The sequence below is a fragment of the Tepidimonas sediminis genome (assembly GCF_007556605.1).
In the GTDB taxonomy this organism is placed as follows: Bacteria; Pseudomonadota; Gammaproteobacteria; order Burkholderiales; family Burkholderiaceae_C; genus Tepidimonas; species Tepidimonas sediminis.
The window spans coordinates 90981-115674 of record NZ_VJND01000002.1 but is presented as its reverse complement, the minus strand read 5'-3'; the positions used below and the strand labels follow the sequence as shown (position 1 = coordinate 115674).

The following is a 24694-nucleotide window of genomic DNA, read 5'->3' as shown; positions in this document are numbered from 1 at the left end:
TCAGCCGCGCCCGTCGCACCAGCCGGCCTCCTCCAGGCCCGGCAGCGCGGTGAAGGCCTGCTGGATGCGCTCGCTCCAACCCACGCGCAGGCGCTGGAAGTACGGGTCGTCGGCCTCGATGCGACGCAGGCAGGCCACCCGCAGCTCGTCGCGCCGCAGGATCGCCAGGTCCAGCGGCATGCCCACCGACAGGTTGGACTTCAGCGTCGAGTCCATCGAGATCAGCGCGCACTTGGCCGCTTCCTCCAGCGGCGTGTGGTGGCGGAAGATGCGGTCGATGATCGGCTTGCCATACTTCGATTCGCCGATCTGGAAGTACGGCGTGTCGGGCGTGGCCTCGACGAAGTTGCCGGCGGCGTAGACATTGAACAGGCGCGGCGGCTCGCCGGCGATCTGGCCGCCGAAGATCAGGCTGACGTTGAAGTCGATGCCGAAGGCGCGCAGCGACTCGGCGTCGCGGCGGTGCACCTCGCGCACGCAGTCGCCGACGTGGCGCGCCGCCTCGAAGAGGTTGGGCGCGCGCAGCAGGCTGTCGCCGTCCTGCGCCATGCGCTCGTGCAGCAGCGTCACCACCGACTGCGTCACCGCCAGGTTGCCGGCCGACAGCAGCACCATGACGCGCTCGCCGGCGCGCTCGAACACCGCCATCTTGCGGAAGGTGTTGATCTGGTCCACGCCGGCGTTGGTGCGGGTGTCGGACAGGAACACCAGCCCGGCGTCCATCAGCATGCCCACGCAGTACGTCATCGTCGTCTTTCGCTCGGGGTCGGGAAGGTCGGGCACGCTCCTTGCAAAGACCGGGCCACGAGGTGAACCATGAATGAGCTGTTGCGCGCCTATCAGGGGGCGGGATTCTATGACGAGCTGATCGGCCCGGACGGCCAGCCACGCGCGGCGGCACGCGCGCTGCTGGAGCATCTGGCGCAGCTGCCGCCGGCGGAACTGGCCGCGCGGCGCCGGGCGGTGGATGCGGCCATCGTGGCCGCCGGCATCACCTTCACCGTCTACAGCGACGCCGGCAACATCGACCGCGCCTGGCCGTTCGACATCGTGCCGCGCGTGCTGGCGCTGAGCGAATGGCGCCGCATCGAGGCCGGCCTGCGCCAGCGGCTGCGCGCGCTCAACCTGTTCATCGACGATCTCTACAACGCGCAGCGCATCGTGCGCGACGGCGTCTTTCCGGCCGAGGTGCTGGCCGGCTCGAAGAACTTCCGCGCCGCCTGCCGCGGGTTTTCGCCCCCATTTGGGGTGTGGGCGCACATCTGCGGCACCGATCTGGTGCGCGACCGCGACGGCACCGTCTACGTGCTGGAAGACAACCTGCGCGTGCCCTCGGGGGTGTCGTACATGCTGGAAAACCGCCAGCTGATGAAGCGGCTGTTTCCGGAGCTGTTCCGCGCCAGCGACATCCTGCCGGTGGACGACTACCCCGAGCGGCTCTACGAGACGCTGGCGGCGCTGTCGCCGCGGCAGGGCAGCCGGCCGGTGATCGCGGTGCTGACGCCGGGCATCTACAACTCGGCGTACTTCGAGCACTCCTACCTGGCGCAGAAGATGGGCGCGGTGCTGGTGGAAGGCAGCGACCTGACGGTGCAGGACGACGACTGCGTCTACATGAAGACGGTGGCCGGGCTGCGCCGCGTGGACGTGATCTACCGCCGCATCGACGACGACTTCCTCGACCCGGAGGTGTTCCGCCCCGATTCGGTGCTCGGCGTCCCCGGTTTGATGCGCGCCTGGCGCGCCGGCCGCGTGGCCATCGCCAACGCCCCCGGCGCCGGCGTGGCCGACGACAAGGTGGTCTATGCCTACGTGCCGCAGATCATCCGCTACTACCTCGGCGAGGAGCCGATCCTGCCCAACGTGCCGAGCTGGCTGTGCATGGATCCCCGGCAGCGCGATTACGTGCTGACGCACCTGGACGAACTGGTGGTCAAGCCGGCCAACGAGTCCGGCGGCTACGGCATGCTGATCGGCCCGCGCGCCAGCGCGGCCGAGCGCGCGCGCTTCGCGGAGCTGATCCGCGCCAACCCGCGCAACTACATGGCGCAGCCGACGCTGACGCTGTCGACCGCGCCGACCTGGATCGACGATCACCTGGAGCCGCGCCACGTGGACCTGCGCCCGTTCGTGCTGCAGGCGCGCGAGCTGCACGTGACCACCGGCGGGCTGACGCGCGTGGCGCTGCAGGCCGGCTCGCTGGTGGTCAACTCGTCGCAGGGCGGCGGGGCCAAGGACACCTGGATCGTCGACACCGGGGCCTGACCCCCTGAGGAGCACCCCATGCTGTCCCGCGTCGCGGAAAACCTCTACTGGATGGCGCGCTACCTGGAGCGCGCCGAGAACACCGCCCGCTTCATCAACAGCGTCACGCTAATGCTGCTGGACCTGCCGCGCGGCGCCTCGTTCGGCTGGGACGTGCTGCTGAAGGCCGCCGGGCTGGACGAGCTCTACGCCTGGCACCACGACACGGCCGACGAGGACGCGATCATGCAGTTCCTCATCGCCGACGAGCACAACCCCAGCTCGATCGTGGCCAGCGTGCAGCGCGCGCGCGACAACGCGCGCACCTTCCGCGAGGTGCTGCCGATGGAGATCTGGGAGCGCATCAACGCGTTGCACCTGTTCGTGCGCGAGCAGGCGCCGGCGGCCTGGTGCGGGCGGCGCGCGCGCTGGGAGATGCTCAACGGCGTCATCGAGCGGCAGCAGTCGGTGGTGGGGCTGCTGGAGGGCTCGATGAGCCGCGACCTGGCCTGGCAGTTCATCGCGCTGGGGCGCCAGCTGGAGCGGGCCGACATGACCACGCGCATCCTCGACGTCAACTCGGCGGTGCGGCTGCCGGACGACCCGGCCGGCGCGCAGATGGCGCGCGAGCGGCTGTGGCTGTGCACGCTGAACGCGCTGTCGGCGCTGCAGATGGTGCGCCAGCACGTGGGCGTGCGCGTGCAGCCGGAGGCGGTGCTGCGCTACCTGACGCTGGATGCGCGCTTCCCGCGCGCGGTGGCGCACTGCCTGGGCGAGCTGGAGACCGGGCTGGCGCAGCTGCCGGACTTCCAGGGGCCGCTGGCGGTGGCGCGCGCGCTGTGGCGCCGGCTGCGCGCACTGGAGCGCGACGAGGCGGCGCTGGGCGCGCTGCACGCGCGCATGGACGGCATTCAGCGCGACCTCGCGGCGCTGCACGACGCGCTGGCGCGCCAGTACTTCTGGCGCCACCAGGCGCCGGCGGCGGCCTGAGGCGCGGCGGCCATCACAGCCCCAGCATCAGGCGCAGGTTCTGCACCGCGGCGCCACTGGCGCCCTTGCCGAGGTTGTCCAGCCGCGCCACCAGCAGCGCGTGGCGGTGGCCATCGTGGCCGTAGACGCGCAGCTCCAGGTGATCCTGCCCCGCCAGCGCCACGGCGTCGAGCCGCCCGTCGGCGCTCGGCGGCAGCACGCGCACCCACGCGCTGCCGGCGTAGTGCGCCGCCAGCGCCGCGTGCAGGTCGGCGGCGCGCACCTGGCCCGGCAGCAGGTCCAGATGCAGCGGCAGCTGCACCAGCATGCCCTGCGGGAAGTTGGCCACCGACGGCACGAAGATCGGCCGGCGCTTCAGGCCGGTGTAGGCCATGATCTCCGGCAGGTGCTTGTGCTCCAGCCCCAGCGCATAGAGCTCGAAGGCCGGCGCGCGACCGGCCTCGTAGGCCTCGATCATCGCGCGCCCGCCGCCCGTGTAGCCGCTGACGCTGGGCAGGCACAGCGGCACGTCGGGCGGCAGCAGGCCGGCGTCGATCAGCGGGCGGATCAGCGCGATCGCCCCCGTGGCGTAGCAGCCGGGGTTGGCCACGCGCTCGGCACGGCCGATCGCCTCCGCCTGGCCCGGGGCCAGCTCGGCAAAGCCGTAGACCCAGCCCGGCGCCACCCGGTGCGCGGTGGAGGCGTCGATGACGCGCGGTGCGCGGCCCGTCTCGGCGCGCAGCGCCTCGATCATGGCCACCGCCTCGCGCGCCGCCTCGTCGTGCAGGCACAGGATGACCACGTCGGCCTGCGCCATCAGCGCGCGCCTGGCCTGCGGATCCTTGCGCCGCGCCGGGTCGATCGACAGCAGCTCCAGCCCGGCCAGGCCTTGCAGGCGCTCGCGGATCTGCAGGCCGGTGGTGCCGGCCTCGCCGTCGATGAAGATGCGGTGCATGTCAGGATACCCTCGGGGGAAGTCGAGTGATCAGCAGGCGTACCATCTCGGCGCGCGCCGCCGCGGAGCCGTCAGCCTCGGTTCAGGTTGGTGCAGCGCACCATGATACAGTTTTGCCGTTTGGCCCCCAACGGACGGACATTCCATGAAGATTCACGAGTACCAGGGCAAGGAGATCTTGCGTCAATTCGGCGTGCCGGTGCCGCGCGGCATTGCGGCGTTCACGGTGCAGGAGGCGGTGGAGGCTGCCCAGAAGCTCGGCGGCCCGGTCTGGGTGGTCAAGGCCCAGATCCACGCCGGCGGCCGCGGCAAGGGCGGCGGCGTCAAGCTGGCGCGCAGCATCGAGGAGGTGCGCGAGCTGGCCGGCAAGATGCTGGGCATGCAGCTGGTCACGCATCAGACCGGCCCCGAGGGGCAGAAGGTGCGCCGGCTCTACATCGAGGAAGGCGCCGACATCGGCAAGGAATACTACGTCTCGGTGCTGACCGACCGCGCCACGCAGAAGGTGGCCATCATCGCCTCCAGCGAAGGCGGCATGGACATCGAGGAGGTGGCGGCCAGGACGCCCGAGAAGATCGTCAAGATCTTCGTCGATCCGCTGGTGGGCCTGACGGACGAGCAGGCGCGCGAGCTGGCGCGCGGCATCGGCATGGAGGGCGTCACCGCCGAGCAGATGGTGGCGCTGCTGAAGAACCTCTACCGCTGCTACATGGAGACCGACGCGTCGCTGGTGGAGATCAACCCGCTCAACCGCGACAGCAAGGGCAACCTGATCGCGCTGGACGCCAAGTTCAACTTCGACAGCAACGCGCTGTTCCGCCATCCGGAGATCGTGGCGCTGCGCGACCTCGACGAGGAAGACCCGGCCGAGGTCGAGGCCAGCAAGTACGACCTGGCCTACATCAGCCTCGACGGCAACATCGGCTGCCTGGTCAACGGCGCGGGCCTGGCGATGGCGACGATGGACACCATCAAGCTGTTCGGCGGCGAGCCGGCCAACTTCCTCGACGTCGGCGGCGGCGCCACCACCGAGAAGGTCACCGAGGCCTTCAAGATCATGCTGCGCAACCCCAACGTCAAGGCGATCCTGGTCAACATCTTCGGCGGCATCATGCGCTGCGACGTGATCGCCGAGGGCGTCATCGCCGCGGCACGCGCGGTGGGCCTGAAGGTGCCGCTGGTGGTGCGCATGAAGGGCACCAACGAGGATCTGGGCAAGAAGATGCTGGCCGAGTCGGGCCTGCCCATCATCAGCGCCGACACCATGGCCGAGGCCGCCCAGAAGGTGGTGGCCGCTGCCGCCTCGGCCGCCTGAGGACGCCAACCCCCGGAGCGCAAGACACCATGTCCATCCTGATCGACAAGAACACCAAGGTCATCACCCAGGGCATCACGGGCAAGACCGGCCAGTTCCACACCCGCATGTGCCGGGACTACGCCAACGGCCGCGAGTGCTTCGTGGCCGGCGTCAACCCGAAGAAGGCCGGCGAGGACTTCGAGGGCATCCCGATCTACGCCAGCGTGCGCGAGGCCAAGGAGGCCACCGGCGCCACCGTCAGCGTCATCTACGTGCCGCCGGCGGGTGCGGCGGACGCCATCTGGGAGGCGGTGGAGGCCGACCTCGACCTGGTCGTGTGCATCACCGAGGGCATCCCGGTGCGCGACATGCTGATGGTGCGCAACAAGATGAAGGCCAAGGAAGCCGCCGGCGGCAAGAGGACGCTGCTGCTCGGGCCGAACTGCCCCGGCCTGATCACGCCGGACGAAATCAAGATCGGCATCATGCCGGGCCACATCCACCGCAAGGGCCGCATCGGCGTGGTGTCGCGCTCCGGCACCCTGACCTACGAGGCGGTGGCGCAGCTGACCGAGCTGGGGCTGGGTCAGTCCAGCGCGGTGGGCATCGGCGGTGACCCGATCAACGGCCTCAAGCACATCGACGTGATGAAGATGTTCAACGACGATCCGGACACCGACGCCGTCATCATGATCGGCGAGATCGGGGGGCCGGACGAAGCCGAGGCCGCGCGCTGGTGCAAGGACAACATGAAGAAGCCCGTGGTCGGCTTCATCGCCGGCGTCACCGCGCCGCCGGGCAAGCGCATGGGCCACGCCGGCGCGCTGATCAGCGGCGGCGCCGACACGGCCGAGGCCAAGCTCGCCATCATGGAGGAGTGCGGCTTCAAGGTCACGCGCAACCCCTCCGAGATGGGCAAGCTGCTCAAGAGCCTGCTGTGAGCCTTGCCCCGGCCGGCCCTGCGGGCCGGCCGGCGTCCTCCGACCCGACAGCCCCGCCCTGCGCGGGGCTCGTCTTTTCTGGCGCGGCCCGCGCGCGGGTTTACACTGGCGGGCGTGATGCCGCCGTCCGCTCCCTCCCTCGCCCTGCGCTACGCCTGCGCCTCCGACCCCGGGCGGCTGCGGCCCAACAACGAGGATGCGGTGCTGCTGGATCCGGCGCTGGGGTTGGCGGTGGTGGCCGACGGCATGGGCGGCTACAACGCCGGCGAAGTGGCCGCACGCACCTGCTGCGAGGCGCTGCGCGCCGCCTTGGCCGACAGCGCCGGCGACACGCTGGCCACGGCGGGCGAGCGGCTGCAGGCAGCGGTGCGGGCGGCCAACCGCGCGGTGTTCGAGCGCGCGCTGCTGGAGCCGTCGCTGCGCGGCATGGCCACCACCGTGGTGGCGGTGCTGGTGGAGGGGGCGCGCGCCGCGGTGGCGCACGTCGGCGACTCGCGCCTGTACCGCCTGCGCCAGGGACAGCTGGCACCGCTGACGCGCGACCACTCGCTGGTGCAGGAGCACATCGACGCCGGGCTGCTGGACGCCTCGCTGGCGCGCGCCACCGACTACCGCAACCTGGTCACGCGCGCGGTGGGCATCGCGCCGCGCGTGGAAGTCGACATCGGCACGATCGACCTGCAGCCGGGCGACACGTTGCTGCTGTGCTCGGACGGGCTGACCGATCTGCTCACCGACGCGCAGCTGGCCCGCCTGTTGTGCCAGGGCGGCCCGTTGGAGGAAGCGGCGCAGCGTCTGGTGCAGGCCGCCAATGCCGCTGGCGGCCGGGACAACGTCTCGGTGGCGCTGGTGCACTGCGCCCCGGCGGATGAGCAGCCCGCCGTCGTGGCGCCGCCGCGCCGCTGCGGCGCCTGAGCCGCGCCGTCGCTCAGGGCGCCGGCCACAGCGCCGCGCGCGTGCGCTCCGCCTCGGCGCGCGCGGCGGCGGCGAAGTCCTCGCCCGCGCTGGCGTACAGGATGGCGCGCGAGGAGTTGACGATCACCGCCCCCGTGGTGCGGCCCTGCGCGTCGCCGCGCCAGCCGGCGCGCACCGTGGTGGCGGCATCCCCCCCCTGCGCGCCGACGCCCGGGATCAGCAGCGGCACGGTGGGCGCGATCGCGCGCACGCGCTCGATCTCCTGCGGGTAGGTGGCGCCCACCACCAGCCCCATCTGGCCGTGGCGGTTCCACGGCCCCTGCGCCAGCGCCGCGATGTGCTCGTAAAGGCGCGGCTGCCCCGGCACGTCGGCCAGGCGCTGCGCCTGCAGGTCGTCGCCGCCGGGGTTGCTGGTGCGGCACAGCAGGAACACCCCCTTGCCGGGGTAGCGCAGGTAGGGCTCGACCGAATCGAAGCCCATGAACGGCGACAGCGTCACCGCGTCCGCCCCGTAGCGCTCGAACGCCTCCCTGGCGTACTGCTCGGCGGTGCTGCCGATGTCGCCGCGCTTGGCGTCCAGGATGATCGGCACCTCGGGCGCGGCCACGCGGATGTGCGCCATCAGGCGCTCGAGCTGCGCCTCCGCGCCGTGCGCGGCAAAGTAGGCGATCTGCGGCTTGTAGGCGCAGACGAGGTCGGCGGTGGCGTCGACGATGGCGGCGCAGAAGTCGTACAGGTGCTCCACGCGGCCGCGCCAGCGGCCGGGCAGGCGCGCCGGGTCCGGGTCCAGCCCGACGCACAGGCGCGAGCGGTGGCGCGCCTCGGCGCGCAGCAGCATGTCGACGAAACTCATGCCGGCATTGTAGAAGCCGCTACCATGCCGCCATGACCGTCCCGGCCGCCCCTGCCCCCGCCGTGCCCGGCAGCCTGCAGGCGCTGCAGGCGCGCTACGGGCCGCGCTACCGCTGGCGGCTGCTGCTGTCGGTGATGCTGGGCGCGATGGCGGCGCTGGTGTCCTCCACCGTCGTCAACGTCGCCATCCCGGACCTCAGCCACCACTTCGGCCTGGGGCAGGACGCGGCGCAGTGGGTCACCTCGGGCTTCATGGCCGCGTCGGTGGTGGCGATGCTGGCCACACCGTGGATGCTGGCGCGCTTCGGCTTTCGGCGCACCTACGTGCTGTGCATGGCGGCGCTGATCGCCGGCGGCGTGCTGGGCGGCGTGGCCGACCACTACGCGCTGGTGCTGGCGGCCCGGCTGGCCGAGGGGGTGGCCGCCGGCATCGTGCAGCCGATTCCGGCGATCGTCATCCTGCGCGCCTTCGGGCCCGACGAGCAGGGCCGCGCCAGCGGCCTGTTCGGCATGGGCGTGGTGCTGGCCCCGGCGCTGGGGCCGAGCCTGGGCGGCCTGCTGGTGGACGCCTGGGGCTGGCGGGCGATCTTCTTCCTCGTGGTGCCGTTCGGGCTGGTGTCGTGGGCGCTGGCGCGGCGCTACGTGCCGGTGACGGCGCCGGGCGGCGTGCCCGCCCGGCCCGGGCTGGCGCTGGACGTGGCGGGGCTGGCGCTGGCGGCGGCGGCGACGCTGGCGCTGCTGCTGGGGCTGACCGCGCTGCACGCCGGCCCGCCCGGCCGCGCCGCGGCGCTGCTGGGGCTGGCCGGCGTGCTGCTGGCGGCCTTCGTCGCATGGCAGCGGCGGCGCGCGCGCCGGGGCCGGCCCGAGCCGCTGATGCACCTGGGCGTCTTCGGCCAGCGGGCGTTCGCCGCCGGCAGCGTGGTGTCGCTGATCTACGGCGCGGCGCTGTTCGGTTCCACCTACCTGTTTCCGGTCTACCTGCAGCTCGGGCTGGGGCTGTCGGCGTCGTGGGTGGGCGCGCTGCTGCTGCCGGCCGGGCTGGTGCTGGCGCTGACCATCGCCGTCGTCGGGCGGCTGGCCGATCGCCAGCCGGCGCACCGGCTGGTCGCCGTGGGGCTGGCGCTGCTGACGCTGTCGTTCGTCGCCTTCGCGCTCGCGCCGGCCGGCGCGCCGCTCGTGCTGCTGGTGGCGCTGGCGGTGCTCGGGCGCGTCGGGTTGGGCTTCGTGCTGCCGTCGCTCAATCTGGGGGCGATGCGGGGCCTGCCGGCGGCGCAGCTGCCGCACGGCTCCAGCGCCATCAACCTGCTGCGCATGCTGGGCGGCGCGGCGGGGGTGAGCGTCTGCGGGGTGTTTCTGGAATGGCGGCTGGCGGCCCACGGGGTGACCGCGATCGGGCCGGGGGCGCCGGCCGACGCGGCAGCACTGGCCGGCACGGCTGCGGCGCGGCTGGCGGCCTTCGCCGACACGTTCTGGCTGCTGGCCGGGGTGTGCGCGCTGGCGCTGCTGAGCGCGCCGGCGCTGCGGCCACCCCGCCGCCCGGAGGGGCAGCGGTGACGGGGCGCGCCGCCCTGGGGCTGGCGGCCGCCGCCGTGGCGGCGCTGGCGGTACATACGGGCGTGGACGCGCCGGCCGCCGCGCGCGGCGGGCTGGCGCTGTTGGCGGCCGTCGGCCTGCTGTGGCTGACGCAGGCGCTGCACCTGAGCGCGACGGCGCTGCTGGTGCCGCTGCTGGCGGCGGGCCTGGGCCTGCTGCCGCTGCGCGAGGCGCTGGCGGCCTTCGCGCAGCCGGTGATCTTTCTGTTCCTGGGCGGCTTTGCGCTGGCAGCGGCGCTGACGCAGCACGGGCTGGACCGGGCGCTGGCGCGGCAGTTGCTGCGGCTGGCGCGCGGGCGGCCGTGGCCCGCCGTGCTGGGCCTGTGGGGCACGACGGCGCTGCTGTCGATGTGGCTGAGCAACACCGCCACCACGGCGATGATGCTGCCGCTGGCCATCGGCCTGCTGCAGCGCGGCGGCTGGTGGCCCGCGGCGCCGGCCGCCCCCGGCGACGGGTCAGCGCGACCGCCCGCGCCGACCGCCCCCAGCGACGCCGCCGCGACGCGCACCGCGGCCTTCGTGCTGCTGGGCGTGGCCTACAGCGCCAGCATCGGCGGCATGGCCACGCTGGTGGGCAGCCCGCCCAACGCCATCGCCGCGGCGCAGGCGGGGCTGGACTTCGCGGCGTGGCTGGCCTACGGGCTGCCGGCCGCGCTGCTGCTGTGGCCGCTGATGGGGCTGGCGCTGGCGCTGCTGCTGCGCCCGGCGTTCCACCGCCCGGACATCGCCCCCGGCAGCGCCGCCGCCTCCGCCGCGGATGGCGGCCCCGCCGTCGCCGCGCCGGAAGCCGACGCCGAGCCCCCCTTCGTCTGGACGCGGGCACGTGTGCTGACGGCGCTCATCTTCGCGCTGACGGCGCTGGGCTGGGTGGTCGGTGCTCCGCTGCTGCGCCGGCTCGGCATCGCCGGCGACGCCGACGCTTTGGTGGCGCTGGCCGCGATCGTGGCGCTGGTGGGCGGCGGCGCGCTGCGCTTCGAGGCGCTGGAGCGCCACGCGCAGTGGGGCGTGCTGCTGCTGTTCGGCGGCGGGCTGGCGCTGGGCGAGGTGATGGCGCGCACCGGCGCCACCGCCTGGCTGGTGCAGGCCCTGCTGGCGCATCTGCACGGTTGGTCGCCGTGGTGGATCGGGCTGGCGCTGATCGCGTTCGTGATCTTCCTGACCGAGCTGGTCAGCAACACCGCCAGCGCCGCGCTGCTGGTGCCGATCGTGCTGACGCTCAGCGCCGAGCTGGGCCTGCCGGCGGCGGCGATGGCCGCATCGGTGGCGCTGGCGGCCTCGTGCGCCTTCATGCTGCCGGTGGCCACGCCGCCCAACGCCATCGTCTACGGCGCGGGCGTGGTCCGCCCCGGCACGATGGCGCGCGCCGGCCTCGTGCTCAACCTCCTGGCGCTGGCGGTGCTGGGGATGCTCGCCGCCCTGCGGGCCGGATGAGCCGCCGATCCCGGCCCCGGGGCCCGGCCGGCCCGCGAGGCCGGGCGCTTTTGCGCTACAGTGTCCGTTGACCAACACCATCGAGACGACGAGGAGACACGCGATGCAACGACGTCAATGGCTGGCCGCCGCCGCGGCCCTGACGGCCACCACCGCCGCCCCCTGGGTGCGCGCCCAGGCGCTGGAGAAAACCAAGGTCACCATCGCCGTCGGCGGCAAGAATTTGTTCTATTACCTGCCGCTGACCATCGCCGAGCAGCTCGGCTACTTCAAGGCCGAGGGGCTGGACGTCAACATCGTCGATTTCGCGGGCGGCGCGCGGGCGCTGCAGGCCGTGGTTGGCGGCAGCGCCGACGTCGTCTCCGGCGCGTTCGAGCACACGGTCAACATGCAGGCCAAGGGCCAGCCGATGCGCGCCTTCGTGCTGCAGGGGCTGGCGCCGCAGATCGTGCTCGGCGTCAACCCCAGGACCCTGCCCAACTTCCAGTCGATCGCCGACCTCAAGGGCAGGAAGATCGGCGTGACCGCACCGGGCAGCTCGACGCACATCATGCTCAACTTCGTGCTGGCCAAGGCGGGGCTCAAGCCCAGCGACGTCAGCGTCATCGGCGTGGGAGCGAGCAACGGCGCGGTGGCGGCGATGCGCTCCGGCCAGATCGACGCCATCAGCAACCTCGACCCGGTCATCACGCTGTTGCAGCGCTCGGGCGACCTGCGCGTCGTCGTCGACACGCGCAAGCCGGCCGAGGCCGAGCGCGTCTTCGGCGGCCCGATGCCGGCCGGCTGCCTGTATGCGCCGGTGCCGTTCGTGGAGCGGTACCCCAACACCGTGCAGGCCCTGACCAACGCCATCGTGCGCGCCAACAAGTGGATCCAGCAGGCCGGCCCCGGCGACATCATCAAGGTGGTGCCGGAAAGCTACCTGCTGGGCGACCGCGCGGTCTACATCGACGGCTTCCTGGCGGCCAAGCCCGCGCTGTCGCCGGACGGCGTGATCCCGCCCAAGGGGCCGGAGACCGCGCTGCGCGCGCTGGCCAGCGTCGACGACAAACTGGCCGCGGCCAAGCTGGACTTGACCGCCACCTATACGAACACCTTCGTGCAGAAGGCCAACGCCAAGTATCCGAAGGGCTGAACCGCCGTGGCCGCCGCGATCGAGCTGCGTGACGTCACCTGCACCTTCGTCAGCCGCGACGCCCCACAGCGGCGCTACACCGCGGTGGAGGGGGTGACGCTGACGGTGGCCGAAGGCGAGTTCGTCAGCGTCGTCGGCCCCACCGGCTGCGGCAAGAGTACGCTGCTCAACGTCACGGCCGGGCTGCTGGCGCCCAGCCGCGGTGAGGTGCGCATCTTCGGCGCGCCGCTGGCCGGCATCAACACGCGCGCCGGCTACATGTTCCAGGCCGACAGCCTGATGCCGTGGCGCACGGCGCTGGGCAACGTGATGGCGGGGCTGGAATTCCGCGGCACACCGCCGGCCGAGGCGCGCGCGCTGGCCGAGGAGTGGCTGCGCCGCGTCGGCCTGGGGACCTTCGGCGACCGCTACCCGCACCAGATGAGCGGCGGCATGCGCAAGCGCGCCAGCCTCGCGCAGGTGCTGGCGCTGGATCCGGACATCATCCTGATGGACGAGCCGTTCTCGGCGCTGGACATCCAGACCCGGCAGCTGATGGAAAACGAGGTGCTGGCGCTGTGGCAGGCCAAGCGCAAGGCGGTGCTGTTCATCACGCACGACCTGGACGAGGCCATCGCGATGAGCGACCGCGTGGTGGTGATGAGCGCCGGGCCGGCCTCGCGCCCGATCGGTGAGTTCGCCATCGACATCCCGCGCCCGCGCGACGTCGCCGAGGTGAAGATGACCCCGCGCTTCCTGGAGCTGCACGCCGCCATCTGGGGCGTGCTGCGCGACGAGGTGCTCAAGGGCTATCAGCAACAGCTGCGACAGGCCGCCTGAAGACTTGCTCTCCACCATGTGGCAACGCCTCCAACCCCGACCGGGCAACCTGCGGCTGTGGCAACTGGGCCTGCTGGCGGCGCTGTTCGTGCTGTGGCACGTGCTGACGAAGCCGGGTCTGATCCCGCCCTTCCTGTTCGACAACGACCGGCAGGCCGCGTTCTTCTTCGGCGAGCCGCTGAAGGTGCTGCAGCGCATCTGGGCCTGGTTCGTGACCGATGCGGACATCTACCGCCACCTGGGCGTGACGCTGGCCGAGACGCTGCTGGCGTTCGGCATCGGCTCGATGACGGGGCTGGCGGCCGGACTCTGGCTGGCGCTGTCGCCGATGGCCTCGGCGATCCTGGAGCCCTACATCAAGGCGCTCAACTCGATGCCGCGCATCATCCTGGCGCCGATCTTCTCGGTCTGGTTCGGGCTGGGCATCGGCTCCAAGGTCGCCCTGGGCGTGACGCTGGTGTTCTTCATCGTCTTCTTCAACGTCTACCAGGGCGTGCGGGAAGTCAGCCCGGTGGTGCTGGCCAACGCGCGCATGCTCGGGGCCAGCCCGCGGCAGCTGCTGCGCCACGTCTACCTGCCCAGCGCCACGAGCTGGGTGTTCAGCTCGCTGCACACCAGCGTGGGGCTGGCCTTCGTCGGCGCGGTGGTGGGCGAATACCTCGGTTCCAGCCAGGGGGTGGGCTACCTGATCCTGCAGGCCGAGGGCACTTTCGACATCAACACCGTGATGGCCGGCATCCTGGTGCTGACGGCGTTCGCACTGGTGCTGGATGCGCTGGTGGGCCGCCTCGAGCGACGGCTGCTGACCTGGCAGCCCAAGGCGGGCGAGACCGAAAAGCTGTGACCCCTCGGAGCGGCACGCGATGAACCCCTGGCTGCTGCTGGCGCTGGCCATCGTCGCGGAGGTCGTCGGCACGACGGCGCTGAAGGCCAGCGACGGGTTCACGCGCGCGCTGCCGTCGCTGGTGGTGGTGGCGGGCTACGGGTTGTCGTTCTACTGCCTGTCGCTGGTGCTGCGGCACATCCCGGTCGGCGTCACCTACGCGGTGTGGTCGGGGCTCGGCATCGTGCTGATCACGCTGGCCGCGTGGTGGCTGTACGGCCAGCGCATCGATGCCGTCGGCCTGCTCGGCATGGGGTTGATCATCGCCGGGGTGCTGGTGCTCAACCTGTGGTCGCGCGCCGGCGGCGGGCACTGACCACGGCCATGGCGGCGGCCACGCCCACCGCGTCGGCCAGCCAGTCGAGCGGGTCGCCCTGGCGCCAGCCGCTGGCCTGCTGGGCCAGCTCGATGGCGGCGCCGTGGGCGAGCAGCGCGGCCGCCGGCGCCGGCCATGGCGCCCGCGGCCAGCCCAGGCGCGCCAGCAGCGCCAGGGCGGCGTAGGCCAGCGCGTGCTGCGCCTTGTCCCAGACGTCGAAGGCGACCTCCGGCAGATGGCGCGGCGGCAGCAGCGACAGCAGCGTCACGCCGCCCAGCACCGCCAGGAACGCCAGCCGCCACGGCCGCGCGCTCACGCCCCTTTCTCCGCCCAGGCGCCGGCCAGCGCCGCCTGCAGCGCATCGACGAAGCGCGCCGCCACGTCCCAGCCGGTCTGCTGCGTGATCTCCTGAAAGCAGGTCGGGCTGGTGACGTTGACCTCGGTCAGGTGCTCGCCGATGATGTCCAGCCCCACCAGCAGCAGCCCGCGCGCGGCCAGCCGCGGCCCGAGCGCGCGCGCGATGGCCCGGTCGGCTTCCGACAGCGGCTGCGCGACGCCCCGCCCGCCCGCGGCCAGGTTGCCGCGCACCTCGCCGCCCTGCGGGATGCGCGCCAGACAGTAGGGCACCGGCTCGCCGCCGATCACGAGCACGCGCTTGTCGCCCTGCGCGATGGCCGGCAGGAAGCGCTGCACCATGATGGTGGTGTGGCCGTGCTGCGTCAGCGTCTCGATCACGGCGCCGAGGTTGAGCCCGTCCGGGCCGACGCGGAAGATCCCGCGCCCGCCCATGCCGTCCAGGGGCTTGAGGATGATGTCGCCGTGCTCGGCGTGGAAGGCGCGGATCGCCTGCGCCGAGCGCGTCACCAGCGTCGGCGGCGCCCACTCGGCGAACTCCATCAGCGCCAGCTTCTCCGGATGATCGCGCAGCGCCGCCGGGCGGTTGAAGACGCGCGCGCCCTCGCGCTCGGCCTGCTGCAGCAGGTGCGTGGCATAGAAATACTCGGCGTCGAACGGCGGATCCTTGCGCATCAGCACGGCGTCGAAGGCGTGCAGCGGCTCGCGGCGCTGGTCCACCACGCGAAACCAGTCGTCGGCCGCGCCGGTCAGCTCGATCTCGCGCACCCACGCCGTCACCGGCTCGCCGCTGCGCCAGTGCAGATGCGCCGGCTCGCAGGCGCACAGCGCCACGCCGCGGCGCGCCAGCTCGCGCATCATCGCGTACGTGCTGTCCTTGCAGGTGGCGAAGGTGTGCAGCGGGTCGGCCACCACCAGCACGCGCCGCAGCGGTGCGCCCGCCCCGGCGAGCTCAGACGCCATGCTCAGCCTCCGGGTCGGTGGCCTCCAGCTCGTAGGCGGCGGCCAGCATCGCCAGCCGCGCCACCACGCCGTACATGTAGAAGCGGTTGGGCACGCTCGCCCCCGGCGGGCGGCCCGGCTGCGGCTGCAGCGCGCTCTTCTCGAACGCCAGCGGCACGAAGCTCGCCCCCGGGGCGTTGAGGTTCTCGTCCACGCCGCGCTCGGCGTGCACGCGGTAAAAGCCCCCCACCACGTAGCGGTCCATCATGTAGACCACCGGCTCGGCCACGGCGTCGTTGATCTGTTCGTGCGTGATGACCCCCTCCTGGATCAGCACGCCGGTGACCTGGCGGCCGTCCTTGATGATGTTCATCTTGTTCTTGGTGCGGCGGTTGAGCTGGGCCAGCTCGGCGGCGTCGCGCACCATCATGACGCCCATGCCGTAGGTGCCGTTGTCGGCCTTGACGACGACGAACGGCCGCTCCTGGATGCCGTATTCCTTGTACTTGCGCCGGATGCGCGCCAGCAGCGCGTCCACCTGCGTCTGCAGGCATTCCAGCCCCTGCCCCTCGGCGAAGTTGACCTCGCCGCAGTGCGTGAACATCGGGTTGATCAGCCATGGGTCGATGCCGATCAGCTTGCCGAAGCGCTTGGCCACCTCCTCGTAGGCGCGGAAGTGGTTGCTCTTGCGCCGCACGTGCCAGCCGGCGTGCAGCGGCGGCAGCAGGTACTGCTCGTGCAGATCCTCCAGCATGCCCGGCACGCCGGCCGACAGGTCGTTGTTGAGCAGGATGGTGCAGGGGTCGAAATGCTTCAGCCCGATGCGGCGCCCCTGGCGGATGATCGGCTCCAGCACGATGCGCTCGCCGCCGGGCAGGTCGATCGTGGTCGGCTCCTTGATTTCCGGGTTGAGCGAGCCGATGCGAACGTTGAGCCCCGCCGAATAGAAGATGCGCTGCAGCTGCGCCACGTTCATCAGGTAGAACGTGTTGCGCGTGTGGTTCTCCGGCACCAGCAGCAGGTTCTTGGCCTCCGGGCAGATTTTCTCGATGGCGGCCATGGCGGCCTGCACCGCCAGCGGCACCATCTCGGCGGTGAGGTTGTTCCAGCCGCCGGGAAACAGGTTGGTGTCCACCGGCGCGAGCTTGAAGCCGGCGTTGCGGATGTCCACCGAGGTGTAGAACGGCGGCGTGTGCTCCATCCACTCCAGCCGGAACCAGCGCTCGATGACCGGGGTGGATTCGAGGATGCGCTGCTCCAGCTCGTTGATCGGGCCGGTCAGCGCGGTGACCAGATGCGGGACCATGGGTGCGCCCTCCGCGGTTGCATGAGAGCCCCCGGCGGCACCGGGGGGCGATGCGCCGATTGTAGGAAGGCGGCATGACGCCGGAACACCCGGGAGGGGTGCGCGGCTGGCGCACGCACGACACCCCGAACGGTATGCGGTATAACCGCACCGCATGAACCGCAACCTGTGGCTGCTGGCCATCGCCCAAGGCCTGTTCCTGACCAACAACGTCGTCTTCATCGCGATCAACGGGCTGGTGGGCCTGAGCCTGGCGCCGGTCGGCTGGATGGCCACGCTGCCGGTGATGGGCTACGTGGTCGGCGGGGCGCTGTCCACCGGACTGGTGGCGCGCTCGCAGGCGCGCTGGGGGCGGCGGGTGGCGTTCCAGGTGGGCCTGGCGGTGGCGCTGGCCTCGGCGCTGCTGGCGGCGCTGGCGCTGTGGCTGGGCAGCTTCGCGCTGCTGGTGACGGCCACGGTGGTGGCGGGCTACTACAGCGCCAACGGGCAGCTCTACCGCTTCGCCGCCGGGGAGCTGGCCGCGCCGTCGCAGCGCGAGAAGGCCGTCTCGCTGGTGCTGGCCGGCGGGCTGATCGGCGCCATCGTCGGGCCCAATCTGGCCAACCACACGCGCGACGTGCTCGGCACGCCGTTCCTCGGGGCCTACCTGGCGCTGGCCGGGGTGGCGCTGCTGGGCATGGCGGTGATGGCCGGCATCCGCTTTCCGGCCGAGCCGCCACGCTCGAGTGGCCGCGCCGCCGGCGGGCGCAGCGTGGTGCAGCTGCTGCGCGAGGAGCCGCGCTTTGCGGTGGCGGCGCTGGGCGCGGCACTCGGTTATGGCGTCATGAACCTGCTGATGGCGGCCACCCCGCTGGCGATGCAGACCTGCGGCCTGCCGTTTTCGGATGCGGCGCTGGTGCTGGAGTGGCACGTGATCGGCATGTTCGCGCCGGGCTTCGTCACCGGGCACCTGATCCAGCGCTTCGGCGTGCTGCGCATCATGGGCGTGGGCGTGCTGCTCAACGCCGCCTGCATCGCGATTGCGCTGTCGGGGCAGGATCTGCACCAGTTCCTGGTGGCACTGTTCCTGCTCGGCGTCGGCTGGAACTTCCTGTTCACCGGCAGCACCACGCTGGCGATGCAGGCCTACCGCGCGGAGGAGAAGGACCGCGCGCAGGCGGCGATCAACTTCGGCGTCTTCGCGACGATGGCGCTGACGTCGTTCGCCTCCGGCGCGCTGGTGACGACGCAGGGCTGGTGGTGGCTCAACCTCGGCTCCACGGTGCCGGTGGCGCTGATGGGCCTGGCGCTGCTGGCGCTGGCGTGGCGGGAGCGCAACCGTGGCGCGGCGGCGCCGGTTTCGCTACGATAGGTTCTCGCACCATACCGTTGAGGCCATGTCCGCCGCCGCGCTCACGACCCCTGCCCGCAGCGACACGGCGCTCGACGCGCCGACGGCACGTGCCGTGCGTGCCTTTCTGGCGCGCATCGCGCCCCGCCACCCGCTGCAGGCCGCTTGGGTGTACGGCAGCCGCGCACGGGGCGATCACCGCCCCGACAGCGACGTGGACGTGGCGCTGCTGCTGCCGCGTCAGCCGCGCCGCGCGCCGGTGGCGCTGGAGCTGGCCGATGCCGCGTTCGACGTCCTGCTGGAGCATGGGGTGCGCATCTCGCCGCTACCGGTGTGGCAGGACGAGTGGGCGCAGCCGCAGCGTCACCCCAACCCGGCGCTGCTGCAGCGCATCGCCGACGAGGGCCGCGCGGTCTGGCCCCTCGAACCACCATGAACGCCACCGACCTGCTGGCCAAGGCCGAGGTGGCCGCGGCCTCGGCGCAAGCCCTGCTGGAACGGGGGGACCCCGACGGCGCCGTCAACCGCGCCTACTACGCGATGTTCGATGCCGCGCGCGACGCTGACCGTGGTCCTGGGCGGGGGGAGCGGGGGCCGCGGCGCGCACCCACAGCGGCCTGATCGCCGCGTTCGGCCTTCATGTCGTCAAGCCGGGCCGCATGCCGCGCGAGTGCGGACGCCAGCTCAACCGCGCGCTGGAGCTGCGCCAGCTGGCGGACTACACCGGGGAATCCATCGATATGGCCGAGGCCGCGGAACTGGTGGGGCAGGCGCGGCGCTTCGTGCAGGCGGTGCGGCAGGCCGTGCCAAGGACGGGCGAGACCTGAACCCAGGCCCCCACGGCCGAGACCCCGCCGCCTGCCGTCACGGCATCCGCGCGATGACCTCGGCCACCGCTGCGGTCAGGCGGCGGGCGTAGGGCACGTGCAGGAACTCGTTCGGGCCGTGGGCGTTGCTCTGCGGCCCGAGCACGCCGCAGACCATCATCTGCGCGCGCGGGAAGCCTGCGCTCAGCATGTTCATCAGCGGGATCGTGCCGCCCTGGCCGAGCGTGGCGCATGGCGCGCCGAAGTGCGCCTGGCTGGCGGCCTGCAGCGCCTGCTCGAACCACGGGGCGCTGGCCGGGGCGTTCCAGCCGTTGGCGGCGCCCTCCGGCTCGAAGGTCACGCGCGCCTGGTAGGGGGCGTTGTCCTCCAGCAGCGCCTTGAGGCGCTGCGCCGCCTCGGCCGCGTCCATCAACGGCGGCAGGCGCAGGCTGAGCTTGAACGCGGTGTACGGGCGCAGCACGTTGCCGGCGTCGCGCAGCGGCGGCAGCCCCTCGGCGCCGGTCACCGACAGCGTCGGGCGCCAGGTGCGGTTCAGCAGCGCCTCCACCGGGTCGGTCGTGACCGGCAGCGCCACCGCCGTGCTGCCGCCGCAGTCGTGGTGCGCCCACGGAAAGCGCCGCCAGACTTCGTCGCCAAGGATCGCGGCGGTGGCGCGCGCCTGCGCGATGCGCTCGGCCGGGATCTCGCAGTGAAAGAAGCCCGGCAGCAGGCGGCCGGTGGCGCTGTCCTCCAGCCGCTCCAGCACGTGGCGCAGGATGCGGAACGACGACGGCACCACCCCCGAGGCGTCGCCGGAGTGCACGCCTTCGGTCAGGATGTCCACGCGCAGCACGCCGCTGACCATGCCGCGCAGGCTGGTGGTCAGCCACAGCTGGTCGTAGTTGCCGGCGCCGCTGTCCAGGCACACCACCAGCCCGACGTCGCCCAGCCGCGCGCGCAGCGCCTCCAGCGTGGCCGGAAGATCCGGCGAGCCGCTTTCCTCGCCGGTCTCGATCAGGCCGACGATGCGCGGGTGCGCTTGGCCGGCGGCCTGCAGCGCCTCGACGGCGGCCAGGGCCGCATAGACCGCGTAGCCGTCGTCGGCGCCACCGCGGCCGTAGAGGCGGTCGTCGATCAGGCGCGGCGTCCACGGCCCCAGGCCCGTGCGCCAGCCGGCGAATTCCGGCTGCTTGTCCAGGTGACCGTAGATCAGCACGGTCTGGCCGCTGGCCGGCGCGGGCGTGCCGTCGGCGCCGGCGCGCGCGGCCACCTCGAACAGCAGCACCGGCGTGCGGGGCGTGCCGTCCGGGCGGCGCAGCCGGATGATCTCGAGCCGAAGCCCCTGCACCGGCTGGCGCGCCACCCAGTCGGCGGCGTCGCGCAGCACCGCCTCCAGGTGGCCGTGCGCGGCCCAGTCGGGGTCGAACATCGGCGACTTGGCGGGAATCTCGATGTAGCGCTCGAGTGCCGGCAGGATGTCGCGCTGCCAGCGCTCGTCCACGCGGGCGCGGGTGGCGGGCGCATCGAGCACGGGCTGGGCAGGATCGGGCAGGCGGGCGTTCATGGGTGCGGGGTCGGTGGACGGAACATGAAGCAAGAGACAGGCCAGCCGATCAGGCGGGCGGCGCTAGCTCGGGCGACAGGTGGGCCGGCTCCAGCGGCGCAGGCCGGCCGAAATGGTAGCCCTGGAACAACCGGCAGCCCATCGCGCGCAGCACCTCGAACTGCTCGGCCGTCTCCACGCCCTCGGCCACCACCTCCATCTCCAGGCTCTGCGCCAGCTGCAGGATGGTGCGGGCGATGGCCGCGTCGTTGGGGTCGGTCAGCAGGTCGCGCACGAAGCTGCGGTCGATCTTGAGCTGCGTCAGCGGCAGGCGCTTGAGGTAGCTCAGCGACGAGTAGCCGGTGCCGAAGTCGTCCAGCGCGAACTGGATGCCGAGGCTGGCGAGCGCCTCCATCTTGGCGATGGTGTCCTCCACGTCGTGCAGCAGCAGGCTTTCGGTCAGCTCCAGCTTCAGCCGCCGCGGGTCGGCCCCGGCCGCATGCAGCGCCTGCCGCACGCCGTCGACGAAGTCCGGCTGACGCAGCTGGCGCGCGCTCAGGTTGACCGCCAGCGTCCAGCCGGCGCGCGCCGGGTCGGCGGCCCAGCGCGCCAGCACGCGGCAGGCCTCGCGCAGCACCCACTGGCCGATCGGCAGGATCAGCCCGGTCTGCTCCGCCACGGGGATGAACTCGGCCGGCGGCACCATGCCGCGCACCGGGTGGCGCCAGCGCAGCAGCGCCTCCTGCCCGCACACCTGCGCGCGCATGTCGACGATCGGCTGGCCGAAGAGCAGCAGCTCGCCGTCGCGCAGGCCATGGCGCAGCTCGCGCTGCAGCGTGGCGCGCTGCACCACGCGCGCCTGCATCGCCGGGTCGAAGAAGCGCACCGCGTTGCGTCCGGCGGCCTTGGAGTGGTACATCGCCAGGTCGGCGCGGCCCAGGATCTCCTCCACCGTGTCGGTCTGGCCGCGAAACAGCGTGATGCCGATGCTGGGCGTGGCCTGCAGGTCATGGCCGTCGATGACCATCGGCCGCTCCAGCGCCTGGCGCAGCTTCTCGGCCACGTGCTGCGCGCGCCAGGCGGCCTGCTCCTCGTCGTCGCGCAAGTCCTCCAGCAGCACGACGAACTCGTCGCCGCCCAGCCGCCCGACCGTGTCCTCGGCACGCACGGCCTCGCGCAGGCGTTGCGCCATCTCGCGCAGCAGGGCGTCACCGGCGGCGTGGCCGTAGGCGTCGTTGATGTCCTTGAAGTTGTCCAGGTCGATGAAGCACAGCGCCGCCCACTGGCCGCTGCGCGCGCTGCTGGCCTGCGCCTGCACCACCCGGTCCTGGAACGAGCGCCGGTTGCACAGGCCGGTCAGACCATCGTAGTACGCCAGGCGCTCGATGGTGGCCTCGGCCTCCTTGCGCGCGGTGACGTCGCGGCCGATGCCGCGGTAGCCGACGAAGACGCCGTGCGCGTCGAACACCGGCTCGCCGCTCAGGGCGAACCAGTAGCTGCGCCCATCGGGCAGCACGCGCTGCACCTCGAAGCGGCGAAACGGCTCGCGCCGCTCGACCTTGTCCAGCAGCGCGCGCCAATCCTGCGGCCGCGGGCGGTTGGGCGCCGGCACGTCCCACGGCCGCCGGCCCAGGAACAGCGACGCGATGTCGTGCTCCCGCACCACGCGCCCCTCCAGCCGCGTGTAGCGGCCTTCGGCGTCCCATTCCCAGTACCAGTCGGCCGACAGCTCGGTCAGGCTGCGGAAGCGCGCCTCGCTGTCGCGCAGCGCCGCCAGCGCCTGCGCGTGCCGCGAGACGTCGGTGTAGACGCGCGCCCAGCCGCCGCCGGGCAGCGCGATGGTGGAACCCTGCAGCGTGCGGCCGCTGGCGGTGGTATAGGTGTAGACGTGCGGCTGGCCGCTGCCCTGCGTGGCGCGCAGGTGGTGCCAGACGCGCTGCAGCAGATGCTCCGGATCGCCCTTCAGGTCCCCTCGCGCGGCCTGCCAGCGCACCACCTCGTCGATCAGCGGCGCGCGCGCCATCAGTTCCTCGGGCAGCTCCAGCAGCGTCAGCGCGCTGGCGTTGTAGCCGATGACCCTCCCCTCGCCATCCAGCACCACCAGCGCGTGCTGCAGATGGTCGAGCAGCTCCGCCACCGACAGCCGGCCGGCGCGCGCGGCCTCGTCGGCGGCGGCGCTGGCCATCCCGGGCAGGGTGGCGGTGAAATCATGGGTCATCGCGCGCCGTCAGCCGCGGTCAGAAGGTTTCCCAGTCGCCGTCGTCGGCGGGCTTGGGCGCGGCGGCGGGTGGCGCCGGGCGCGCCGCCGGCGCCGGCTTGGCCGCGGCGGCGGCCGGCTTGGGCAGCGTCGGCTCCCGCCGCGGCGCGGCCGGCAACGGCTTGGGCGCGGCGGCCGGCTTGCGCACGGCCGCGCGCGGCAGCGTCGGGCGCGCCGCCGGCGCCGGCGCGGCGGCGGGCAGGGCATCGCCGGTGCGGAACTGCGCCACCACCTGCAGCAGCTCGGCGGCCTGCTGACGCAGGCTCTCGGCGGCGGCCGCGGACTGCTCCACCAGCGCCGCGTTCTGCTGCGTGGCCTGGTCCAGCTGGCCGATGGCGGCGTTGACCTGCACGATGCTGTCGCTCTGCTCGGTGGTGGCGGCGGTGACCTCGCCGATCATGTCGGCCACGCGCTGGATCGCCTGCACGATCTCCTCGACCGTGCGGCCGGCGGCGTCCACCTGCTGGCCGCCCTGCTGCACGCGCGCCACGCTTTCCTCGATCAGCGCCTTGATCTCCTTGGCGGCCTGGGCGCTCCTCTGCGCCAGCGCGCGCACCTCGCCCGCCACCACCGCAAAGCCGCGGCCCGCCTCGCCGGCGCGCGCCGCCTCCACCGCGGCGTTGAGCGCCAGGATATTCGTCTGGAACGCGATGCCGTCGATCACCTGGATGATGTCGGCGATCTTCTGGCTGCTGGCCTCGATGCCCTGCATGGTGCCGATGACCTCGCGCACCGCCGCGCCGCCGCGCTGCGCCGCGTCGGAGGCCTGCTGCGCCACCTGGTTGGCGGTGCGCGCCGCATCGGCGCTGTGGCGCACCGCGTCGGTCAGCTGCTGCATGCTGGCCGAGGTCTGCTGCAGGCTGGCCGCGGCACTTTCCGTGCGGCTGGACAGATCCTGGTTGCCGGCCGCGATCTCGCGGCTGGCAGCCTCGATCTGCACGCTGGCGCGGCGGATGTCGCCCACCACGCGGCGCAGGTTGGCCAGCACCTGCTCCTTGCTGCGCAGCAACTCGCCGATCTCGTCGCCGCGTGCCGTGTCGAGCCGGTGATCGAGCTCGCCCTGCGCGATGCGGGCGTTGAGCTCGACCAGCTCCCGCACCGGCCGCACGATCGAGCGCGTCACGCTCCAGGCGATGAACCCGCCCAGAACCAAGGCGATCAGCGTCAGCCCGGCGACGATGCGCTCCGACATGACCACGGCGGCGGCCGCCTCGGCCTTGACCTGGTCGGACAATTCATTCTGCAGGACCACGAGCTCGGCCTGCGCCCGCTGATAGGCCTGCAGCGCCGGCAACACCTTGGCGTCGGCCAGCTGGGCGGCCTCCTCGGTGGCACCGTTGGCGATGGCCTGCAGCGCCTGCTGGCGCGCGTCGACGTAGGCCTTGCGCAGCCCCGCGAGCTGCTCCAGGGCCTGGCGCGCCCGAGGATGCCGCACCGAAGCCTCCAGCTCCTTCTGCAGCTCGCTGATCTCCGCGCTGGTGGCCTGGATCAACGGCTCGAAATACGCCTTGACCGACGGTTCACCCCCGGACTTGATGATCGCCATGACCCGCTGGGCGTTGAGCTCGCTCAGCGCCGCCCAGCGCGCGGTGGCCACGGCACGGCGCTCGAAGGCCTTGGCCTCGGCCAGCTCGGCCTCCACGCGCAGCATCTCCCGCAGGCCGACCCCCGCCACGAAAAGCAGCAGCACCAGCAGAATGGCGAAGCCGAGGGGCAGGCGCACGGCCAAGCGCATGTTGTCCAATTTCATGCTCGCATCTCCTGACGACGATCGTTGAGCTTCATCGCATTGCTTCGCGGGCCTCTC

General features: G+C 72.5%; 24 protein-coding genes. 15 read left to right on the top strand and 9 right to left on the bottom strand.

Annotation, left to right across the window (positions count from 1 at the left end; all coding sequences use genetic code 11):
• Window positions 1–747 carry a proteasome-type protease gene (locus Tsedi_RS02485; protein ID WP_143893265.1) on the bottom strand — a complete coding sequence of 249 codons (747 nt, stop codon included), beginning with the start codon at window positions 745–747 and terminating at the stop codon, window positions 1–3.
• Window positions 748–816: 69 nt separating this feature from the next.
• Between Tsedi_RS02485 and Tsedi_RS02480 the strand changes: the two genes are divergently transcribed.
• Window positions 817–2265: a circularly permuted type 2 ATP-grasp protein gene (locus tag Tsedi_RS02480; protein ID WP_143893263.1), complete on the top strand. Its 1449-nt coding sequence runs from the start codon at window positions 817–819 to the stop codon at window positions 2263–2265.
• Between the two features lie 18 nt (window positions 2266–2283).
• Window positions 2284–3234: an alpha-E domain-containing protein gene (locus tag Tsedi_RS02475; protein WP_143893260.1), complete on the top strand. Its 951-nt coding sequence runs from the start codon at window positions 2284–2286 to the stop codon at window positions 3232–3234.
• Window positions 3235–3247: 13 nt separating this feature from the next.
• Here Tsedi_RS02475 and argC read toward each other — a convergent pair whose 3' ends face one another.
• Entirely contained in the window at window positions 3248–4168 is a 921-nt protein-coding gene (argC, locus tag Tsedi_RS02470; RefSeq protein WP_143893258.1) for an N-acetyl-gamma-glutamyl-phosphate reductase, read from the bottom strand.
• A 145-nt stretch (window positions 4169–4313) separates the two neighbouring features.
• Here argC and sucC point away from each other — a divergent pair, with 145 nt between their 5' ends.
• The 3 genes from sucC to Tsedi_RS02455 all read left to right on the top strand — a co-directional run bounded on the left by sucC (window position 4314) and on the right by Tsedi_RS02455 (window position 7321).
• Window positions 4314–5483, top strand: coding sequence for an ADP-forming succinate--CoA ligase subunit beta (gene sucC, locus Tsedi_RS02465; protein ID WP_143893256.1), 1170 nt, complete (start codon window positions 4314–4316; stop codon window positions 5481–5483).
• A 29-nt stretch (window positions 5484–5512) separates the two neighbouring features.
• The gene (gene sucD / locus Tsedi_RS02460) at window positions 5513–6406 is read left to right on the top strand and encodes a succinate--CoA ligase subunit alpha (protein ID WP_143893254.1); all 894 of its coding nucleotides are present in this window, start codon (window positions 5513–5515) and stop codon (window positions 6404–6406) included.
• Window positions 6407–6523: 117 nt separating this feature from the next.
• Complete coding sequence (locus tag Tsedi_RS02455) at window positions 6524–7321, top strand: Stp1/IreP family PP2C-type Ser/Thr phosphatase (RefSeq protein WP_143893552.1); 798 nt, start codon at window positions 6524–6526, stop codon at window positions 7319–7321.
• Window positions 7322–7334: 13 nt separating this feature from the next.
• Here Tsedi_RS02455 and pyrF read toward each other — a convergent pair whose 3' ends face one another.
• Entirely contained in the window at window positions 7335–8174 is an 840-nt protein-coding gene (gene pyrF, locus Tsedi_RS02450) for an orotidine-5'-phosphate decarboxylase (protein WP_143893252.1), read from the bottom strand.
• Window positions 8175–8206: 32 nt separating this feature from the next.
• Here pyrF and Tsedi_RS02445 point away from each other — a divergent pair, with 32 nt between their 5' ends.
• The 6 genes from Tsedi_RS02445 (at window position 8207) to Tsedi_RS02420 (ending at window position 14349) form a co-directional block, all read left to right on the top strand.
• On the top strand, window positions 8207–9727 hold the full coding sequence (locus Tsedi_RS02445; RefSeq protein ID WP_143893250.1) for an MFS transporter: 1521 nt from the start codon (window positions 8207–8209) through the stop codon (window positions 9725–9727).
• Window positions 9724–11196, top strand: a complete 1473-nt coding sequence (locus Tsedi_RS02440) for an SLC13 family permease (RefSeq protein WP_143893248.1) — start codon at window positions 9724–9726, stop codon at window positions 11194–11196. The genes Tsedi_RS02445 and Tsedi_RS02440 overlap by 4 nt, the downstream gene beginning before the upstream one ends.
• Window positions 11197–11299: 103 nt before the next feature.
• On the top strand, window positions 11300–12331 hold the full coding sequence (locus tag Tsedi_RS02435) for an ABC transporter substrate-binding protein (protein ID WP_143893247.1): 1032 nt from the start codon (window positions 11300–11302) through the stop codon (window positions 12329–12331).
• A 6-nt stretch (window positions 12332–12337) separates the two neighbouring features.
• Window positions 12338–13150, top strand: a complete 813-nt coding sequence (locus tag Tsedi_RS02430) for an ABC transporter ATP-binding protein (RefSeq protein WP_143893245.1) — start codon at window positions 12338–12340, stop codon at window positions 13148–13150.
• 16 nt (window positions 13151–13166) lie between these two features.
• Entirely contained in the window at window positions 13167–13994 is an 828-nt protein-coding gene (locus Tsedi_RS02425; RefSeq protein ID WP_143893242.1) for an ABC transporter permease, read from the top strand.
• Between the two features lie 19 nt (window positions 13995–14013).
• A complete protein-coding gene (locus Tsedi_RS02420) occupies window positions 14014–14349 on the top strand; it encodes a DMT family transporter (RefSeq protein ID WP_143893240.1) in 336 nt (111 codons plus the stop codon).
• On the opposite strand, the gene Tsedi_RS02415 is transcribed toward Tsedi_RS02420, so the two are convergent.
• The 3 genes from Tsedi_RS02415 to gshA are packed head-to-tail and all read right to left on the bottom strand — an operon-like array spanning window position 14315 to window position 16951.
• Window positions 14315–14665 carry a VanZ family protein gene (locus tag Tsedi_RS02415; protein ID WP_143893237.1) on the bottom strand — a complete coding sequence of 117 codons (351 nt, stop codon included), beginning with the start codon at window positions 14663–14665 and terminating at the stop codon, window positions 14315–14317. The two genes, Tsedi_RS02420 and Tsedi_RS02415, sit on opposite strands and share 35 nt — an antisense overlap.
• A complete protein-coding gene (gshB, locus tag Tsedi_RS02410; RefSeq protein ID WP_143893235.1) occupies window positions 14662–15666 on the bottom strand; it encodes a glutathione synthase in 1005 nt (334 codons plus the stop codon). Before gshB ends, Tsedi_RS02415 begins: the two co-directional genes overlap by 4 nt.
• A complete protein-coding gene (gshA, locus tag Tsedi_RS02405) occupies window positions 15656–16951 on the bottom strand; it encodes a glutamate--cysteine ligase (RefSeq protein WP_143893233.1) in 1296 nt (431 codons plus the stop codon). Before gshA ends, gshB begins: the two co-directional genes overlap by 11 nt.
• A 154-nt stretch (window positions 16952–17105) precedes the next feature.
• Here gshA and Tsedi_RS02400 point away from each other — a divergent pair, with 154 nt between their 5' ends.
• The 4 genes from Tsedi_RS02400 to Tsedi_RS12320 are packed head-to-tail and all read left to right on the top strand — an operon-like array spanning window position 17106 to window position 19108.
• Window positions 17106–18302 carry an MFS transporter gene (locus Tsedi_RS02400; protein ID WP_143893231.1) on the top strand — a complete coding sequence of 399 codons (1197 nt, stop codon included), beginning with the start codon at window positions 17106–17108 and terminating at the stop codon, window positions 18300–18302.
• 25 nt (window positions 18303–18327) lie between these two features.
• On the top strand, window positions 18328–18717 hold the full coding sequence (locus Tsedi_RS02395; RefSeq protein WP_143893229.1) for a nucleotidyltransferase domain-containing protein: 390 nt from the start codon (window positions 18328–18330) through the stop codon (window positions 18715–18717).
• On the top strand, window positions 18714–18902 hold the full coding sequence (locus tag Tsedi_RS12325) for a HEPN domain-containing protein (RefSeq protein WP_246099146.1): 189 nt from the start codon (window positions 18714–18716) through the stop codon (window positions 18900–18902). The genes Tsedi_RS02395 and Tsedi_RS12325 overlap by 4 nt, the downstream gene beginning before the upstream one ends.
• Window positions 18903–18940: 38 nt before the next feature.
• The gene (locus tag Tsedi_RS12320; protein WP_246099145.1) at window positions 18941–19108 is read left to right on the top strand and encodes a hypothetical protein; all 168 of its coding nucleotides are present in this window, start codon (window positions 18941–18943) and stop codon (window positions 19106–19108) included.
• 37 nt (window positions 19109–19145) lie between these two features.
• Here Tsedi_RS12320 and Tsedi_RS02385 read toward each other — a convergent pair whose 3' ends face one another.
• The 3 genes from Tsedi_RS02385 to Tsedi_RS02375 are packed head-to-tail and all read right to left on the bottom strand — an operon-like array spanning window position 19146 to window position 24637.
• Entirely contained in the window at window positions 19146–20651 is a 1506-nt protein-coding gene (locus tag Tsedi_RS02385; RefSeq protein WP_143893227.1) for a M20/M25/M40 family metallo-hydrolase, read from the bottom strand.
• 49 nt (window positions 20652–20700) lie between these two features.
• A complete protein-coding gene (locus Tsedi_RS02380) occupies window positions 20701–22848 on the bottom strand; it encodes a putative bifunctional diguanylate cyclase/phosphodiesterase (RefSeq protein ID WP_143893225.1) in 2148 nt (715 codons plus the stop codon).
• A 19-nt stretch (window positions 22849–22867) separates the two neighbouring features.
• Entirely contained in the window at window positions 22868–24637 is a 1770-nt protein-coding gene (locus Tsedi_RS02375; RefSeq protein ID WP_185970552.1) for a methyl-accepting chemotaxis protein, read from the bottom strand.
• Window positions 24638–24694 lie beyond the last annotated feature (57 nt).

Bases quoted from the DNA above. Each gene is read 5' to 3' on its own strand.
- Tsedi_RS02475 (WP_143893260.1), top strand. From the start codon at position 2,284: ATGCTGTCCCGCGTCGCGGAAAACCTCTACTGGATGGCGCGCTACCTG.
- Tsedi_RS02400 (WP_143893231.1), top strand. From the start codon at position 17,106: ATGAACCGCAACCTGTGGCTGCTGGCCATCGCCCAAGGCCTGTTCCTG.
- gshB (WP_143893235.1), bottom strand. From the start codon at position 15,666: ATGGCGTCTGAGCTCGCCGGGGCGGGCGCACCGCTGCGGCGCGTGCTG.
- Tsedi_RS12325 (WP_246099146.1), top strand. From the start codon at position 18,714: ATGAACGCCACCGACCTGCTGGCCAAGGCCGAGGTGGCCGCGGCCTCG.
- Tsedi_RS02480 (WP_143893263.1), top strand. From the start codon at position 817: ATGAATGAGCTGTTGCGCGCCTATCAGGGGGCGGGATTCTATGACGAG.
- argC (WP_143893258.1), bottom strand. From the start codon at position 4,168: ATGCACCGCATCTTCATCGACGGCGAGGCCGGCACCACCGGCCTGCAG.
- sucC (WP_143893256.1), top strand. From the start codon at position 4,314: ATGAAGATTCACGAGTACCAGGGCAAGGAGATCTTGCGTCAATTCGGC.
- Tsedi_RS02420 (WP_143893240.1), top strand. From the start codon at position 14,014: ATGAACCCCTGGCTGCTGCTGGCGCTGGCCATCGTCGCGGAGGTCGTC.
- Tsedi_RS02375 (WP_185970552.1), bottom strand. From the start codon at position 24,637: ATGAAATTGGACAACATGCGCTTGGCCGTGCGCCTGCCCCTCGGCTTC.
- pyrF (WP_143893252.1), bottom strand. From the start codon at position 8,174: ATGAGTTTCGTCGACATGCTGCTGCGCGCCGAGGCGCGCCACCGCTCG.
- gshA (WP_143893233.1), bottom strand. From the start codon at position 16,951: ATGGTCCCGCATCTGGTCACCGCGCTGACCGGCCCGATCAACGAGCTG.
- Tsedi_RS12320 (WP_246099145.1), top strand. From the start codon at position 18,941: ATGCCGCGCGAGTGCGGACGCCAGCTCAACCGCGCGCTGGAGCTGCGC.
- Tsedi_RS02485 (WP_143893265.1), bottom strand. From the start codon at position 747: ATGACGTACTGCGTGGGCATGCTGATGGACGCCGGGCTGGTGTTCCTG.
- sucD (WP_143893254.1), top strand. From the start codon at position 5,513: ATGTCCATCCTGATCGACAAGAACACCAAGGTCATCACCCAGGGCATC.
- Tsedi_RS02445 (WP_143893250.1), top strand. From the start codon at position 8,207: ATGACCGTCCCGGCCGCCCCTGCCCCCGCCGTGCCCGGCAGCCTGCAG.
- Tsedi_RS02380 (WP_143893225.1), bottom strand. From the start codon at position 22,848: ATGACCCATGATTTCACCGCCACCCTGCCCGGGATGGCCAGCGCCGCC.
- Tsedi_RS02425 (WP_143893242.1), top strand. From the start codon at position 13,167: ATGTGGCAACGCCTCCAACCCCGACCGGGCAACCTGCGGCTGTGGCAA.
- Tsedi_RS02435 (WP_143893247.1), top strand. From the start codon at position 11,300: ATGCAACGACGTCAATGGCTGGCCGCCGCCGCGGCCCTGACGGCCACC.
- Tsedi_RS02395 (WP_143893229.1), top strand. From the start codon at position 18,328: ATGTCCGCCGCCGCGCTCACGACCCCTGCCCGCAGCGACACGGCGCTC.
- Tsedi_RS02385 (WP_143893227.1), bottom strand. From the start codon at position 20,651: ATGAACGCCCGCCTGCCCGATCCTGCCCAGCCCGTGCTCGATGCGCCC.
- Tsedi_RS02455 (WP_143893552.1), top strand. From the start codon at position 6,524: ATGCCGCCGTCCGCTCCCTCCCTCGCCCTGCGCTACGCCTGCGCCTCC.